Genomic DNA, 16199 nt, shown 5'->3' with positions numbered 1-16199 from the left:
TGATTGGTATGATCAGGTATGGTGGGCATGATGAGCATAATGGGCATGATCGGCATGATCGGCATGATCGGGTTTGTTGGCATGATAAGCATGTCGGGTGGGAACATTGGTTGAGCACATCGGTTGAGCTGACAGCAATAGAGGGGATTTGTCCTCTATATTGGCGGATTTCGGCTTATTTTCCGGATGCATCAGTAAAATAGATGTATCTTTTCAGACTGTTGAGAAAGCAAACTTTCAAGCTGCAAATATCATGCGGAAACCCAAATGACGGTTAAAGTAGTGAAGGTTACTCTTTTTCATACACAAATGAAAAGCATAGGCCTCCATCTTTGCTAAGTGACGGGCCATTTTCTTCAGATTCTGTGCAATGGCCGTCATCAATGCCTGTTCCTGCATCTTGGCTTTGCCCCGCATTCGGCATCGACGGTACCCGTGGAGATTTTTGGCATCAGCAAAGCTACGCTCAATGGTTTGAGCGCGGTATTTGTAGATTTTCTCGCCTTCGGGACTTTTCCGGTTTTGGTGTACTTTCTCTTTGAAGTCTTCCCATACATGCCGCTGAATCGTACGCTGGTGCTTGGAGTTTTCAGTACATTGAGTGACTTTCGGGCAAGCCGCGCAGTGCCCCTTGGATGATATATACTCGTTGTAGCCTTGTCGGTTCGTCGTTCGGTACGTGAGTGGTTGTCCTAATGGACATACGTATACATCCTTTTTCGCATCATAGGTAAAGTCTTCTTTCGTGAGAAAGCCGGGTTTGCTGGGTGGTTTCCGCTCGGCAATTACAGTCATCCATGGCGTCGTTTGTTTGCAAATATGGGGCACCATGTATCCGGAATCCAAGGCTATGGCTTCGAGGGTGTCTCGAAAACCAAAGGTCTCCAGTTGCCGGGTTAAGCGCTCCATATACACGGTTGAATCATTGACATTGCCTGGCGTCACATACACATCGGTAATCATATTGTATTTGTGGTCAACCGTCCGGTGGTCTAAGTAAAAGAATCCTTCCGGTTTGTTCTTACGATTCATGTAGCCGCTCTCTGGATCAGTCAGGCTCACTTTCAGTTTTTTGGGCTCCTCCTCCCGTTTCCCGCGTGGAGGAGCTAATGGCTTTTTCCCGTGAGCACGGCGGCTTTCATGGACTGCGGTCTCCAACTCTTGCAGATAGGCGTGCGGGGACTCACTCGTCATTTGCTGCGTATAACGATTTTTATTGGCATTCGCCTCGATGTGCGTCGAATCTGTAATTAAGAGCCGCCCCGCAATCATGCGGTGGGAAATGGCAAGCCGCACCACTTCGTCGAAGATTTCCTGGAAGACATCGGTTCCCTGAAATCGTCCATTCCGGTTATAACTAATCGTGGAATGGTCCGGAACTGGTTCACTAAGGCCCAGGCCTAAAAACCACCGGTAGGCAAGGTTAACGTTAATGTCCTGCTCAAGGATGCGTTCGGAACGAATGTTAAACAGGTAGCCAATCAGCATCATTTTGAATAAACGGATGGGTGGAATCGAAGGTCTTCCTTGGGTTGCACTATAATAAGGGCGTACCTTTTCGGTAATGAACGAAAAATCCACATGTTTTTCGACCAAACGAAGGAGGTGATCGGAGGGAACCAACTGGTCTAAACAAACCATCTCCATTTGATATTTTCCGCTATCCCCTTGATCTTTTTCGTTTAACATAAGACACCGCGCTTTCTAGCAAAGTTATCTATATTATACCAAATTAACGCGGTGTCGTGTTGAAATTCGGACTTTCTCAACAGTCTGATCTTTTACACTTATTTCTAGACTTTAGCGTTGTGATGTATGAATAGATGTACTTTGTGCAACTAAAAACATGAATATGCCGGGTAAAGCCCGGAATATCCAAAAATAAGTGTATAAAGTGCAATTAAACACCTTAAAGTGTGCTAAGGGAGAAAAATAAGTGTAGATTGTGCAACTATATAAATTGACACAGGGAGGAATTCCTTCTAATTGATTGCATTCATCGAGGGTTGTGTGTATGATTGTTTTTTTCGTTGTGGAGACGGAAGTTTGCTTAATCTCCCATAAATCCTTTCTCGTGCGTTTATTGATGACTGAAAAGGCTATACTACCTAGTAGCAGTTAGTTGCCTTGGTGCAAGGTCAATAGAAAACGACGATGAATTAGGAGGGTGACCTATGGAATTAAGCATAATGCTGATGATCGTGCAGCTCTTTTTTGCGCTGGTTATCGGCGTTTATTTTTGGAATTTGCTGCGCGGTCAGAAGAGCAACAAATCGGCGGTCGAGCGCGAGTCTCGGAAAGAGCTGGATAAGCTTCGGAAAATGAGAATGATCTCGCTGACCAAACCATTGTCGGAAAAGACGCGTCCTGCCACGATTGGCGACATTGTAGGGCAGAAGGACGGACTTCGTGCTTTAAAGGCTGCGCTATGCAGTGCTAATCCGCAGCATGTCATTATTTATGGCCCGCCTGGAGTCGGTAAGACTGCTGCTGCCCGTGTAGTAATGGAAGAGGCGAAGAAGAATCCGCTCTCTCCCTTCAAAAGTGATGCCAAATTCACCGAGATTGATGCTACGACCGCGCGTTTCGATGAGCGGGGGATTGCCGATCCCTTAATCGGATCTGTACATGATCCGATCTATCAGGGTGCGGGAGCAATGGGAGTAGCAGGTGTTCCGCAGCCGAAGCCGGGGGCCGTAACGAAAGCTCACGGGGGGATCTTGTTTCTCGATGAGATTGGTGAACTGCATCCGATTCAGATGAATAAGCTGCTGAAGGTATTGGAAGACCGTAAGGTACTGCTGGAAAGTGCCTATTATAGTTCAGAGGACAGTAATACGCCTGCTTATATTCATGATATATTTCAGAATGGACTGCCGGCTGACTTCCGGCTGGTGGGTGCGACTACTCGCTCACCGGATGAGATCTCGCCTGCTTTGCGTTCCCGCTGCATGGAAATTTATTTCCGTCCTTTATTGCCGGATGAGATTGAAGTTATTGGCCGTGATGCGATTCAGAAGATTGGCCTCAAACCCAGTCCTGAAGCTGTCACTGTGGTGAAGCAATATGCAACGAACGGCCGGGAAGCGGTCAATATGATTCAATTGGCTGCCGGTCTGGCCCTAACAGAGCAGAGGGACACGCTGAACGCAGCGGATGTGGAGTGGGTAGCAGGCAGCAGCCAGCTTCCGCTCCGTACGGAGCGGAAGATTCCGTCCTCTCCACAGATAGGACTGGTCAACGGTCTTGCTGTATACGGGCCCGGCATGGGCACACTGTTAGAGATTGAAGTATCGGCAACACCTGCAGTGAATCGTCAAGGAAGGCTCACGGTCACGGGCGTGGTTGACGAAGAAGAAATCGGCGGAGGCTCGCGTACGATTCGGCGCAAAAGTATGGCTAAGGGTTCTGTTGAGAATGTACTCACAGTGCTGCGTACCATGAATTTGGCGCCGGATGGTTATGATCTACATGTGAATTTCCCAGGGGGGACCCCCATTGACGGGCCGTCCGCAGGGGTTGCTATGGCTGTAGCTATAGTCTCTGCCATTCGGGGTCTGCCGGTGGATAATACAGTCGCCATTACCGGGGAGATTGGCATCCATGGCCGGGTAAAACCGGTAGGTGGTGTTATCGCTAAGGTAGAGGCAGCTTTTCAGGCCGGGGCGACCACAGTGCTGATTCCGAAAGAAAATTGGCAAACTCTGTTCGCTGATTTGGCGCCGCTTCGTGTAATTCCAATGGATACGATCGAAGAGGTATTCCGCCATCTCTTCGGGGCTCAGACTGCTGATGTAAGACTTCCTGCAGTGATCGGAGAGACATTCACATCAACGCCTTCGTTACTGAAGGCAGATGCCTCGGGAGAGATCACTAATCTTTAAGCTGGCCTTGAGGGATGTTCGAGCGGTCTGGCGACAATAACGTGCTTAAACGACAGGCTGCGATTAGGCAGCCCGTTGGTGTTTTTACCCTGCATTTGTTAGAATGAGAACATATGACACTACTTGAGAACCATTGGAGGTGCGAAAGCGATGATACCCAACAAATCTAAAGGTCGTCGTTTTCCTTTATTACCGCTTAGAGGCCTTCTTGTGTACCCTAGCATGGTTCTTCACCTGGATGTGGGACGCGAGAAGTCAGTTAGAGCGTTAGAGAAGGCTATGGTGGATGACAATTTAATCCTCCTTTGTTCTCAATCGGAAGTAAACATTGAGGAACCGGGACAAGATGATATATTTCGGGTAGGCACTGTCGCAAATGTGAGGCAAATGCTGAAGCTGCCGAACGGCACGATTCGGGTGCTGGTTGAAGGCGTGGAGCGGGCCGAAATCATTCAATATACCGATAATGAGGAGTACTATGAAGTTATAGCTCGTGAGTTGCCGGAGCAAGAGGATGGCGATCAGGAGAGCGATGCGCTGATGCGGACCGTTCTGAGCCAGTTCGAGCACTATATTACCTTATCCAAGAAGGTTACACCTGAGACGCTTGCTGCAGTGTCCGACATTGAAGAGCCGGGACGGCTTGCCGATGTTATTACTAGTCATTTGTCGCTGAAGATCAAGGATAAGCAGGAGATTCTGGAGACCATTGATGTTCACAAGCGTCTGGAGAAGCTGCTCGATATTCTTAACAATGAGCGCGAGGTCTTGGAACTGGAACGTAAGATCGGCCAACGTGTGAAGAAGCAGATGGAGAAGACGCAGAAGGAATATTATTTGCGCGAGCAAATGAAAGCGATCCAGAAGGAGCTTGGCGAGAAAGAAGGCCGGGTGGGTGAAGCCGAAGAGCTTCGTTCCCTGATGGAAGACAAGAATTTGCCTGAACGTGTCAAAGAAAAGGTTGAGAAGGAGATAGACCGCCTGGAGAAAATGCCGGCAAGTTCGGCTGAGGGCGGTGTGATCCGCAACTATGTAGATTGGCTGCTCGCTCTTCCTTGGAATGATGCTACAGATGATGATATTGATATCCAGAAGGCGGAGCAAGTGCTTGATGAGGATCATTACGGTCTTGAGAAACCCAAAGAGCGGGTTCTGGAATATCTCGCTGTGCAGAAGCTTGTCAAGAAGCTGAAGGGTCCGATTCTATGTCTGGTAGGGCCTCCGGGTGTGGGTAAAACATCGCTCGCCCGTTCCATTGCCCGTTCACTGAATCGCAAATTTGTCCGTATCTCCCTGGGCGGCGTACGGGATGAAGCGGAAATCCGCGGTCACCGCCGTACCTATGTCGGTGCGATGCCGGGGCGGATTATTCAAGGCATGAAGACCGCCGGAACGGTTAATCCCGTCTTTTTATTGGATGAGATCGACAAAATGGCTGCAGACTTCCGCGGAGATCCATCGGCTGCTCTGCTGGAGGTGCTGGATCCGGAGCAAAACAATACATTCAGTGATCACTTTGTTGAGCTACCGTTCGATCTCTCGAATGTTATGTTCGTGACTACTGCTAATGCAGTGCATAATATACCGCGTCCCTTGCTGGACCGGATGGAAATGCTGTATATTCCGGGTTATACAGAGCTTGAGAAAATGCAGATCGCCAGCCGTTATCTTTTGCCTAAGCAGAAGATGAATCATGGTCTGGCGGATGAACAGCTAAGTATAGGAGATGAGGTGCTATTGCTCATTATCCGTGAATATACACGCGAATCCGGTGTTCGGAATCTGGAACAGCAAATAGCGGCATTGTGCCGTAAGGCTGCCAAGCAAATCGTATCGGAAGAGAAGGAGAATGTAATCCTTCAGCCTGAAGATATTAAGGATTATCTGGGAGTATCGAAGTACCGTTACGGTATGGCGGAGCTCGAAGATCAGATTGGAACCGTGACCGGCTTGGCTTGGACTGAGGTTGGAGGCGATACGCTGCTGATCGAAGTTACAGTCGTACCCGGAACCGGAAAGCTGACACTCACCGGGCAGCTCGGTGATGTTATGAAGGAGTCCGCGCAAGCAGCCTTCAGTTATACCCGCTCGAAGGCGGAGGAACTGGGACTCCAGCCCGATTTCTATGAGAAGATCGATATTCACATTCATATTCCCGAAGGTGCCATACCGAAGGATGGGCCGTCTGCAGGCATCACTATCGCTACAGCCCTAATCTCTGCTCTCACTAAGCGTTACGTCTCGAAGGATGTTGCGATGACGGGTGAGATTACACTGCGTGGTCGTGTGCTTCCTATCGGAGGCCTGAAGGAGAAATCACTTGCCGCTCATCGTGCTGGGTACAAAAAAATTCTGCTGCCCAAAGATAATGAGCGTGATTTAAAAGATATACCGGAAAGCGTGAGGAATGATGTTGAATTTGTACCGGTATCCCATATGGATCAGGTGCTGCAGCATGCCCTTGTGAATCCAAATGTTGAAATTAGTAATGAGCCACCTAGTAGTGTGCATTAGAAAGGAAGACCTATGAAAGTAACTAGTTCCGATTTTATTATCAGCGCCGTTGGCCCTGATCAGTATCCTGATGATGCCTTGCCAGAGGTTGCTCTGGCAGGGAGATCCAATGTGGGGAAGTCCTCCCTCATTAATCGTATGATTGACCGCAAGAACCTGGCCCGGACGAGCTCGACCCCGGGTAAGACGCAGCATATGAACTATTACCTTATCAATGAAATGATGTATTTCGTCGACTTTCCGGGATATGGATATGCCAAAGTGTCCAAGTCTCAGCGGGCAGTATGGGGCAAGATGGTTGAGAAATATATGGCTGAGAGAGAAACCCTGAAGCTGGTTCTGCTGATCGTAGATTTACGCCATCCTCCTACAAGTAATGATAAGATGATGTTCGATTGGCTTAAGCATTATGATTTGCCGCTCTGTGTAGTAGCTACCAAAGCAGACAAAATCCCTAAAACCCGTTGGCCGAAGCACATTAAGATCATGAAGCAGGAGTTAGGGGTTCTTCCAGGCGATAACTTTATCCCATTTTCATCCGAAATTGGTCTGGGTAAAGACGAGTTGTGGTCCCTGGTAGAAGGCTTTATCGCTACATCAGGAGCAGAAGAAGAGGATTTGCCTGAAGGGGTTGCTGAGGAAGCTATATCTGATTCTGAGGAGTCCTCGGAGTCATAAATTTGCCATTATTCACGTAAAATGACAGGACCCTTTATTGTATAATCATGCTAAAGGTTTTTGAAGAATCGAGGAGATTCCTATGGCCCAGCGACGATTAGCTACAGAATATGTGAATGCTACTTTGCAAATGACAGAATTTCAGATGAATCAATTCCTGCGCTCAGCCGATACCAGCTTCATCAGTCACCGTGTGAAAGTACTCGGGGCCGGTGAACAAGAAATTGTGCTTGGAGCCGCTGGAGGAGAGGAAGTTCACCTATCTTTTGCTCGAAATGGTGGTTTTTATGTTTGCGTGCTGTCCTGTCGGGTGGTCAACCCTCATCTCAACAATATCATCCGGAAGCTATTCATCACATATAAGGGCACAGGAACAGTGAACCGTATCTACAAGGGACTTGTAATGAAGTATTATTATGAACAAGGCTCCGTCCGCCAGATCTCAGAGGTGACAGCAGACGGTAACAAGCTGGTGTACCAATATAAATATTCTGTTGCCGAAATGCTGCGCCTATATCAATCCGATTTCATTGAACGAGAGATTGCAGGATTGCGCAGGGAAGTTAATGTTCTGCTTGATGTACGCAATGTGACTCATCGTGAGAGTGAACTAAGAGAGATTGATTCTAATCTTGAAGCTTTAGCCGTACGCTTATTTCAATTGGAAGCCTGATTTGGGAACTCATTTGAATCTACATACAACCCGTCCTATTTGGAGGGGTTGTATTTTTTTTCCTCGAATTCTAAAAAATTGAGAGTAAAGGACCGATAAAAACATATGATAGATATTCATTGCCATATCTTACCTTTTATGGATGACGGAGCTTCCGACTGGGAAGCTGCTCTCGTTATGGCTCGGGAAGCCGAACAAGACGGGATTACCACAATTATTGCTACACCGCACCATGCGAATGGACAGTATATGAATCCGGCCCCAAATATTGGGGAGGCGGTCAAACTGTTCAACGAGAAACTTCGCCAGAGTGATAGCTCATTACTTGTCCTTCCCGGTCAGGAGATTCGGGTCTATGGAGATCTTCTGAATGATTTGGAGAAGGGGACATTGCTGAGCCTAGCAGGTTCGCGTTATATTCTGCTGGAAATGCCTTCTTCACGTGTGCCTCGCAACATGGAAGAAGTCTGTCATGAGTTGATCATTCAAGGTTTCGTGCCGGTCATTGCCCATCCGGAACGCAATGCCGAGATTGCTTCTGATCCTTCCAAATTGGAAAGATTAATAGAGCAAGGATCAATAGGACAAGTAACTGCTCAAAGTGTTGCGGGGGTCTTCGGCAGCAAGCTGCAGAAGTTATCCCTGGAGCTATGCCGCAGAAATCTTATCCAGGTGGTAGCATCAGATGCCCACGACAGCGTTCATCGGCCCTTTGGACTATCCGAGGCGTACAGGACCCTGGAAAAAACGTTGGGTAAAGAAACTTCTGATTATTTCCGCAGAAATGCCGAAAAAATTGTCAGAAATCTAGAATTTGACAAAGGAGGCCATGGATTACCTAGGAGGAAGCGTCACAAATTGTTTGATTTTGTAAAAAGCCTATTAGATAAAGAATGATATAATGGGTTTTATTGGATTACATTTCAGTTTTCTTTGGGTACAGGATAGGTTAATAGTACTAGTCAAATCGGCTTTTCAACAACAATACATATAAAGAGGTGCTTAAATTTGAGTATTAAGAAGAAGCTAGTAGTATCAACAATGGCAGTAAGTATGGCAGCTGCATCCGTAGCTGGACTTCCACTAGGTATCAATGGATTTGCAAAGCAAGTTGGAATCGTAGGAACAGCCTCCGCAGCAACTAGCGGGAATTTCGCTGATCTGAAGGCTCGTGCAAATACTCTTTATGGAAGTTTAAGTGCACCAGATAAACAAATTCTTCGCGATTTCCGCGCTGAGCTTCAAGGACTTAGTCAAGCTCAGTTGGAGAACAGTTTTGCTCCAGTTTTAGCCCAACTTGATCTGATACCGGCTGATAAGAATGCATTATTCAACTTATACAAAGAGCTAGTCTCATCGTTCTATTCTCCTGATTATTCTGCGGTAACTGATATCTTAGAATCTCCTAACTACCAGTCTTATGAAGACGTACTTAAGAAGATCGGTGACCAAGCGGGTATTACGAACCTTTCGGTTAACGAGGTTTACAATTTCATATTCGGTGCTACCGGAGTGGAGCAGAAGCTGATCACCCTATTTAAAGGGAAAAAAGAATCTGATTTGCTGGCGATTGCCATTAATTCGAATAGCGCACCGGCATTAGAAGCTAAGGCAATTGTTCTTGATAGCAAAATTGGTACTGCTAACTACACGTTAAGAGCGGCCCTGAACAAGCTCGGCATCACATCAGAAATGCTGTCAGCTACCATGGATAATCTTGAAGCTGAAGCATCCGTAACTCAAGAAAAGGCCGCAACTCTAGTGTTGGCCCAGGCTTATTATAATGCTTATATTAAGGCTCCAATTGTTATTACTCCTCCAACCGGCGGTGGTGTAACTCCTCCAGCTATGACTTTAGAACAACAATATACAGCTGCTTCAAATCTTGATGTTTCTAGTCTTGTACAAGTCATCGATAGCAAAGCAACGGTGAAGCTGGTAGATAGCGACACCATCGCAGTGATGACCAAGCTAGCTGCCGCGGCTAAGACGGCCGGTAAAACAGGTGAACTTACGCTAACACTGAACGTTGGAACAGTAACTGCTACTACAGTAGAAGTGCCTCTTTCCAAAGCTATCATTGATGCTGCCAAAGCCAATGGTATTGCTAATATCGCCATTACTTTTAACGGCTTGACTGTAACGATTCCGGTATCTCAATTCAGCGGAGCACTTGTATTGACTGTATCCACAGTAAATGACAATGCGGCTTCATCAGTTACCAAGATGAAACTGGCTTCAAATGTATATGAATTCAAATTAACTGTAGATGGTGTGGTTACTACATCCTTCAAACGGCCGATTCAGTTCAAACTTCCGCTTAAGAACGTACCAGGTCTCGATAAAGAGCTTCTATCCGTAGCCAAGATTGTATACGGAGACCTTCAATTCCAAGGTGGTAAAGTGGATGGAGATTTCATCGTTGAACCGCGTGATACCTTCTCTTCCTACGTAGTAGTTGAGAACAAAGTCGATTTCAATGATATTGCCAGTGTACAAGCTTGGGCAGGTAAACAAATTCAAGTAGTAGCTGCTAAAGGTGCCATTGAAGGTGTTGGACAAGGCAAATTCGCTCCGAAGAGCAATGTTACCCGTGCGGAATTCGCGAAAATGTTGATCCGTGCTCTGAACTTGGAGAACAACTCGGCAACACAAAGCTTCACAGATGTGAGTTCTTCCGCTTGGTACGCACCATATGTAGCGGTTGCTGCTGAGAAGGGAATCATTACTGGACGCAGTGCTTCCCAGTTTGATCCGAATGCAACGATCACTCGTGCTGAAATGGCGACAATGATCTCACGCGCTTTGAAATCTATTAATCCTTCCCTTACATCTGATGCAACAGCAATCAGCAAATTCTCGGACGCTGCTAAGATCAGTGCTTCCCTGAAGGGCGGCGTGGCATTCGCAGCTAGTAATAACCTAGTGATCGGCAACGCTGGTAAATTTGAGCCTAACAAAACAGCTACTCGTGCTGAAGCCGCAGTAATCATCTATCGCACTATGAATTTCAAATAATTATTTATTGAATAGCAGTAAGGTTTAAGTGTGAGCCTCCTCTCATGAAGGTGAGAGGGGGCGCTTTTTTGGGACTAGGATTGAAATATTACAGAATAGCTTGGAGGGAATTTCACTTGTCATCACAAGAATTGGATCTTCGTGACTACTTCCGGATCGTTCAGAAGAGGCTGTGGCTTATTGTCAGCATTGTAGTTGTAATGTGCGCTATTGCCGGGGTATACAGCCTGTATATCAAGAAGCCGGTGTACGAAGCTTCCACAAAAATTATCGTTAACCAGACTCCGACACAGTCAACGGTGGCGCAGCTTGATTTGAATCAAATTAATACTAACATTCAACTAATTAACACCTACAAGGAAATTATTAAGACACCTGCAATACTGGATGTCGTTACGAAGGAATATCCGCAATTCAATGTAACTACCGAAGAACTTATGAAGAAGGTAAATGTCAGCTCCGTAAATAATACGCAGGTGATGACACTTGTCGTTAGAGATAATTCCTATTCACGAGCTGCTGAGATAGTGAACGCCATATCACTGGTGTTCAAGCAGGAGATTCCATCCCTGTTCAATGTGCAGAACGTATCCATACTGAATGAAGCGAAGGTTAATCCACCAATCGCTCCAGGCCCGGTAGAACCCAATGTAGTCCTTAACATGGCTATCGCTTTCATCGTATCCTTGATGATTGGTTTAGGGATTTCCTTCCTGCTGGAATATATGGATGATACCTTGAAGACAGAAGCGGATATTGAGCAATATCTCGGCCTGCCTACATTAGCAATGATTACTAGAGTTGGACAAGATGAATTCACCAAGGGAGCAGGAGCAGAGACACAGGCTCTGCCATCCAGAAGAGCGGGGGAGCTAGAGAATGTCACAGCAGCTAAGTAAACAACGCCAACTGATTACACTGACAAACCCGCGTTCTCCGGTATCAGAAGCCTTCCGCGCACTGCGTACCAATATTGATTTCTCTTCTGTAGATGAGAGAATTCAAGTCATTATGGTGACCTCATCCGGACCTGAGGAAGGGAAATCGACGGTTTCAGGGAATTTAGCTGCCTCTTATGCTCTGAGTGACAAGAAAGTCTTATTGATAGATGCCGACTTACGTAAACCAACAGCACATAAGACATTCACGCTCAGCAACCGTTACGGATTATCGTCTTTGCTGTCTCAGCAAGTTGATATTGAAGATGCTATACAAGATTCTAACGTTCCGAATCTTTCCATAATGACATCAGGGCCTATACCCCCTAATCCGGCAGAAATGATGGCTTCTAATCGAATGACTGCTGTCATTCAGGAGCTGCGTCAAAGGTATGATGTGATTATTATCGATACCCCGCCGCTATTGGCGGTTACAGATGCTCAGATTGTGGCTTCCAAGAGTGACGGTGTCATTATGGTAGTCAGCTACGGCAAGGTTAAGCGGGATATAGCTATTAAGGCAAAAGCTAACCTGGATCGTGTGGGAGCAAGAATGCTTGGTGTGGTTTTGAATAACGTTAAACGTAAGGCCAGTGAAGGGTACTACTATTATTATTATGGCAATTAAGTTCAATGCTTTTTGGCAAAATTGTTATTTTTGGAGGCACCAAAATGACAGCGAAATCTAGAGTGGTCTTATTATTCATCGTTGATCTTTTGATCATATGGTTGAGTTTTGTTAGCTCCTATCTGTTCCGTTTCTTAAATCATATACCTCCAGATTATTTCATTCAAATGATCCAGATGGGTGTCATTTCAACCCTTTCCTTCGGGGGAAGTCTTATTTATTTTGGACTTTATCGGCGGGTGTGGCAGTATGCGAGTATTGGGGAAATTATATCTGTGGTTAAGGCTATTGCGGTGGGAGCAGTACTCTCTTACAGCATAGCCTACCTTTGTCTTCCGGTACGTGTGCCCTTTGGTGTAGAAGTGCGTGCGATGGAGACCATCCTACTATTGGTGGGGGGCGTTCGTTTCTTATGGAGAGTATTACGCACCGAGCGTATCAATTATGAGGATACCAGAACACATACGCTTATTGTTGGAGCAGGGGACTGCGGAACGCTTATTGCCAAGGAAATGATGGGACCTTCTTTTGCACACACCCAACTGATCGGATTTATTGACGACAGCCCAAACAAGTATCATATGTCAATTTTGGGGATTCCCGTGCTGGGTAACCGTTATGGGATCCCGAGCGTGGTTAAGGATAAAGATATTCATGAGATCATTATTGCGATACCTTCCGTCTCCAGAACTGAAATATCCGAGATAGTTAAGCTTTCCAAGACAACAGGGGCCAAGCTGAAGATTATCCCGCCACTGAACGATCTTATAGCAGGCAAAATATCCGTCAAGAAGCTTAGAGATGTAAGTGTAGAGGATTTATTGGGACGTGAACCTGTTGTCGCTGACCTGAACAGTATTCTTGATTACGTCCACCATAAGACAGTACTGGTTACAGGGGCTGGCGGATCTATTGGTTCTGAGCTGTGTCGCCAGATTGCTCCCTTTATGCCGGATAAGCTCCTGCTGCTAGGGCATGGTGAGAATAGTATTTACACGATTGAAATGGAGCTGCGAAAGAGCTTCCCGGATCTAAATATAGTTACAGTTATAGCGGATGTACAAGATCGTACACGTATGATGGACGTATTTCGCTGCAACAAGCCGAATGTGGTCTTTCATGCGGCAGCACACAAACACGTTCCCTTGATGGAGCGAAATCCTGCTGAAGCGATTAAAAATAATGTATTCGGTACCCGCAATGTGGCAGACTGTGCGGATAAGTTCGGGTCTGAAAGATTTGTAATGATCTCTTCAGATAAGGCGGTTAATCCAACCAGTGTGATGGGGGCAACGAAGCGGATTGCGGAGATGTATGTACAATCTCTTAACGATTTAAGTCAAACCAAGTTCTCAGCCGTTCGTTTTGGTAACGTCCTTGGTAGTCGGGGAAGTGTAATCCCGGCGTTCAAGCAACAGATCGCTGCCGGTGGTCCTGTTACCGTTACCCATCCAGAGATGATTCGGTATTTCATGACTATACCTGAGGCGGTACAACTTGTTATTCAGTCTGGTTCATTTGCGAATGGCGGCGAAGTTTTCGTACTGGACATGGGTGAACCGGTAAAGATTCTAACTCTAGCTGAGGATTTAATTACTTTATCCGGCTATGAGCCTTATAAGGACATTGATATTAAGTTCTCCGGTATTCGCGAGGGTGAGAAGCTGTACGAAGAGCTGCTGACCGATGAGGAAAACTTAGGCTCTACACATCATGGCAGGATTTTCATCGGAAGACCCAATGTGATCAGCCAGAACCAGCTGGAGCTTGAATTTAAACGTTTGGAACGTGTGCTTACCGAGGACGGAGAAGCAATACGCGAAGTCATTAATCAGATTGTACCCATGCAGCCCGTCGCTCAAGCAGCAATTAGCTAAATAATTTATACGGGGTGATACATCATGTTCAATAAAAGATGGAAAAGAGTATTGCTGTGGGTTCTATCAGCCATTATTGTACTGGGAGTCGGCGGCTTATTCGCCGCTAACTATGCTGTAGATAAATTGATGAATTCCATGGTTGGAAGTTTCGATGTAGAGTCTGAGAATACTGTGGATAACCAAGTAGAAGGAATAGAGCCTATAGTGCCTACTTCCACTACTGCCCCAACGGCTTCCACAGAAGATGGAAATAATGTTCAGGCTGATTCTAGTCAGGACAAGCCAGAGACTACCGCAACTGCAACGCCAACAACAACTTCTGCCACTGGCGAATCTTCAAATAACGGATATACCGCACAGGTATCTACAGATAAAGCGAAAGAAATTCAAAAAAATGTAACGGTAAAAGAGAAGGCAGATGTTGTCTCTATCGTGTTAAGCCAATTAAGCGTCTCAGATATCAATCACTTGAAAGAACTAGCCAGCGGAGGTTTATCCGTTGACGAGAAGCGAGAAGCACGCTCTATTATTCTGGGTAAAGTTTCAGAGCAACAGTATAACGAGCTGGCGCAAATTGCTAAGAAGTACGGAGTTAGCCAAGGAAAAACACGCGATCAGGTATTAGCAGAAGAAAGCGGGAGTGAATAATTGTGAGAAAAGTGAGATTTCCAGCAGCATTATTAAGTCTATTCTTGTTGATCAGTATGGCGCCCTTAACAGTATCGGCTCCGGCTAATGTGTCCGCATCTAATATAAGTAATAACACTAATAATACAATCAAAGTTCAAAGTATGAATGTGAAGTTGACGTTTGACGGAGTAATTATGGAGCCCCCAGTAGGGCAGTACGTGTTCATTTACAACAATACAACCTACGTTCCATTGCGTTTCGTTTCCTATGCCTTGCAGAAAAGTGTTAGCTGGGATGCCAAGAACCTAAAGGTTACCGTAGCTGAGCCAAGCAGTGCAGAGCTTGTAGTCATTAAGGAATATTTAATGAATGCAACGAACAATAATAGCACTTCTACGGCAACGAAGAACATTATCCTAAATAGTGTGAAAGCGAGCTATGGATTTAACGGTGCGGCTAAGAGTGTACCCGCAGGTCAATCCAGTTATCTCTTGAACGGTTCGTTATATATACCTCTTCGGTTCCTATCGGAGTCTGTAGGAAATGAAATCAGTTGGAATCAGAAATCTATGACGATTACCGCAGAGTCAGCTTCTTATAAAGCTCAGACTGCTGTTGGTGGCAAAGATAACACCACAAATAACAGTAATGGCAAGGACTCTGGTGGAGCAACAGCAACACCTGCCCCGACCACAGGAGCAACTGGCGGTGGTTCTGCAGGAGCTGGAGCAGGAGCCGGTGGAGGAACAGCAAAGGTTTCATATGAATCCATCACCAGTGAGACGGAAGCCAAGCTGAATGCACTTGAATCAGAGAGCAGATCCACCTTGATGGCTACTGCAATTGAGTATTTATCGGCTAAGGACGCTGATAGCAAAGCAAGTATCAAAGCCAGAGGTGTTCAGCAGTTAGCCTCGTTTACTTCCAGCTTCAATAGCATATTGTCCGACTGCGAAGCTAAACTCCAAGCGGGTGGATACGATACTGGAATTATTAGCCAATATAGAGCTGCGTTCGAAGCTAGTCTTCAACAAGGTAAGGCCCAAGTAACGGAATAGCGGCCAGATAACAATCCAAAGCGAGGTTATCCTAATGAGATTAAGAGAATTATTAACAGTGGTAGAAGCCAATATCACGCTTGAAATATCAGGATTAAGTGAAGAGTACGTAACGAAGAAGGACATTCCAGAATTTCGTATGAACTCGGAAGTCAACGGACTTAAGGCCATTGAGAATGGACTCATGATCAAGCTGGCGGAGCCCAAGAAAGTACCTACCTTAGAGGAATTAGGGTATTCCTTTGAGGTTGGGGTGTAACAGTAGTAGTTAATTGTAAAGCAGATATCAATCATCTCT

At 46.0% G+C, this 16199-nt stretch carries 14 protein-coding genes; 13 read left to right on the top strand and 1 reads right to left on the bottom strand.

Translation table 11 applies throughout. The features are described from left to right. Nucleotides 1-8: 8 nt before the first annotated feature. On the top strand, nt 9-203 hold the full coding sequence (locus PWYN_RS26935) for a hypothetical protein (RefSeq protein ID WP_036658394.1): 195 nt from the start codon (nt 9-11) through the stop codon (nt 201-203). Between the two features lie 34 nt (nt 204-237). Here the strand turns inward: PWYN_RS26935 and PWYN_RS26930 are convergent, their stop codons facing one another. After that, on the bottom strand, nt 238-1689 hold the full coding sequence (locus tag PWYN_RS26930; protein ID WP_052087777.1) for an IS1182 family transposase: 1452 nt from the start codon (nt 1687-1689) through the stop codon (nt 238-240). Nucleotides 1690-2174: 485 nt separating this feature from the next. Between PWYN_RS26930 and lonB the strand changes: the two genes are divergently transcribed. The 12 genes from lonB to PWYN_RS26870 all read left to right on the top strand — a co-directional run bounded on the left by lonB (nt 2175) and on the right by PWYN_RS26870 (nt 16160). Next, complete coding sequence (gene lonB, locus PWYN_RS26925) at nt 2175-3884, top strand: ATP-dependent protease LonB (RefSeq protein ID WP_036658390.1); 1710 nt, start codon at nt 2175-2177, stop codon at nt 3882-3884. A gap of 150 nt (nt 3885-4034) precedes the next feature. Continuing rightward, nucleotides 4035-6398: an endopeptidase La gene (gene lon / locus PWYN_RS26920; RefSeq protein ID WP_036658388.1), complete on the top strand. Its 2364-nt coding sequence runs from the start codon at nt 4035-4037 to the stop codon at nt 6396-6398. Nucleotides 6399-6410: 12 nt separating this feature from the next. Then, on the top strand, nt 6411-7076 hold the full coding sequence (gene yihA, locus PWYN_RS26915; RefSeq protein ID WP_036658385.1) for a ribosome biogenesis GTP-binding protein YihA/YsxC: 666 nt from the start codon (nt 6411-6413) through the stop codon (nt 7074-7076). Between the two features lie 82 nt (nt 7077-7158). After that, nucleotides 7159-7749, top strand: coding sequence for a hypothetical protein (locus PWYN_RS26910; RefSeq protein WP_036658383.1), 591 nt, complete (start codon nt 7159-7161; stop codon nt 7747-7749). A 105-nt stretch (nt 7750-7854) separates the two neighbouring features. After that, complete coding sequence (locus PWYN_RS26905) at nt 7855-8646, top strand: tyrosine-protein phosphatase (protein ID WP_036658381.1); 792 nt, start codon at nt 7855-7857, stop codon at nt 8644-8646. Nucleotides 8647-8757: 111 nt separating this feature from the next. Then, nucleotides 8758-10767: an S-layer homology domain-containing protein gene (locus PWYN_RS26900; protein ID WP_036658379.1), complete on the top strand. Its 2010-nt coding sequence runs from the start codon at nt 8758-8760 to the stop codon at nt 10765-10767. Nucleotides 10768-10883: 116 nt separating this feature from the next. Then, the gene (locus PWYN_RS26895; RefSeq protein WP_036659244.1) at nt 10884-11666 is read left to right on the top strand and encodes a YveK family protein; all 783 of its coding nucleotides are present in this window, start codon (nt 10884-10886) and stop codon (nt 11664-11666) included. Then, entirely contained in the window at nt 11647-12333 is a 687-nt protein-coding gene (locus PWYN_RS26890) for a CpsD/CapB family tyrosine-protein kinase (protein ID WP_036658377.1), read from the top strand. The genes PWYN_RS26895 and PWYN_RS26890 overlap by 20 nt, the downstream gene beginning before the upstream one ends. A 44-nt stretch (nt 12334-12377) precedes the next feature. Next, a complete protein-coding gene (locus tag PWYN_RS26885; protein ID WP_036658375.1) occupies nt 12378-14210 on the top strand; it encodes a polysaccharide biosynthesis protein in 1833 nt (610 codons plus the stop codon). A gap of 24 nt (nt 14211-14234) precedes the next feature. Further along, nucleotides 14235-14861, top strand: coding sequence for a hypothetical protein (locus tag PWYN_RS26880; protein ID WP_036658373.1), 627 nt, complete (start codon nt 14235-14237; stop codon nt 14859-14861). 2 nt (nt 14862-14863) lie between these two features. Further along, on the top strand, nt 14864-15901 hold the full coding sequence (locus tag PWYN_RS26875; RefSeq protein ID WP_036658370.1) for a copper amine oxidase N-terminal domain-containing protein: 1038 nt from the start codon (nt 14864-14866) through the stop codon (nt 15899-15901). Between the two features lie 34 nt (nt 15902-15935). Then, the gene (locus PWYN_RS26870) at nt 15936-16160 is read left to right on the top strand and encodes a hypothetical protein (RefSeq protein ID WP_157261267.1); all 225 of its coding nucleotides are present in this window, start codon (nt 15936-15938) and stop codon (nt 16158-16160) included. Nucleotides 16161-16199: the final 39 nt, after the last annotated feature.

The organism is Paenibacillus wynnii (genome assembly GCF_000757885.1).
In the GTDB taxonomy this organism is placed as follows: Bacteria; Bacillota; Bacilli; order Paenibacillales; family Paenibacillaceae; genus Paenibacillus_AQ; species Paenibacillus_AQ wynnii.
The sequence above is the reverse complement of the archived record's forward strand: the minus strand, read 5'-3'. Positions and strand labels throughout refer to the sequence as shown.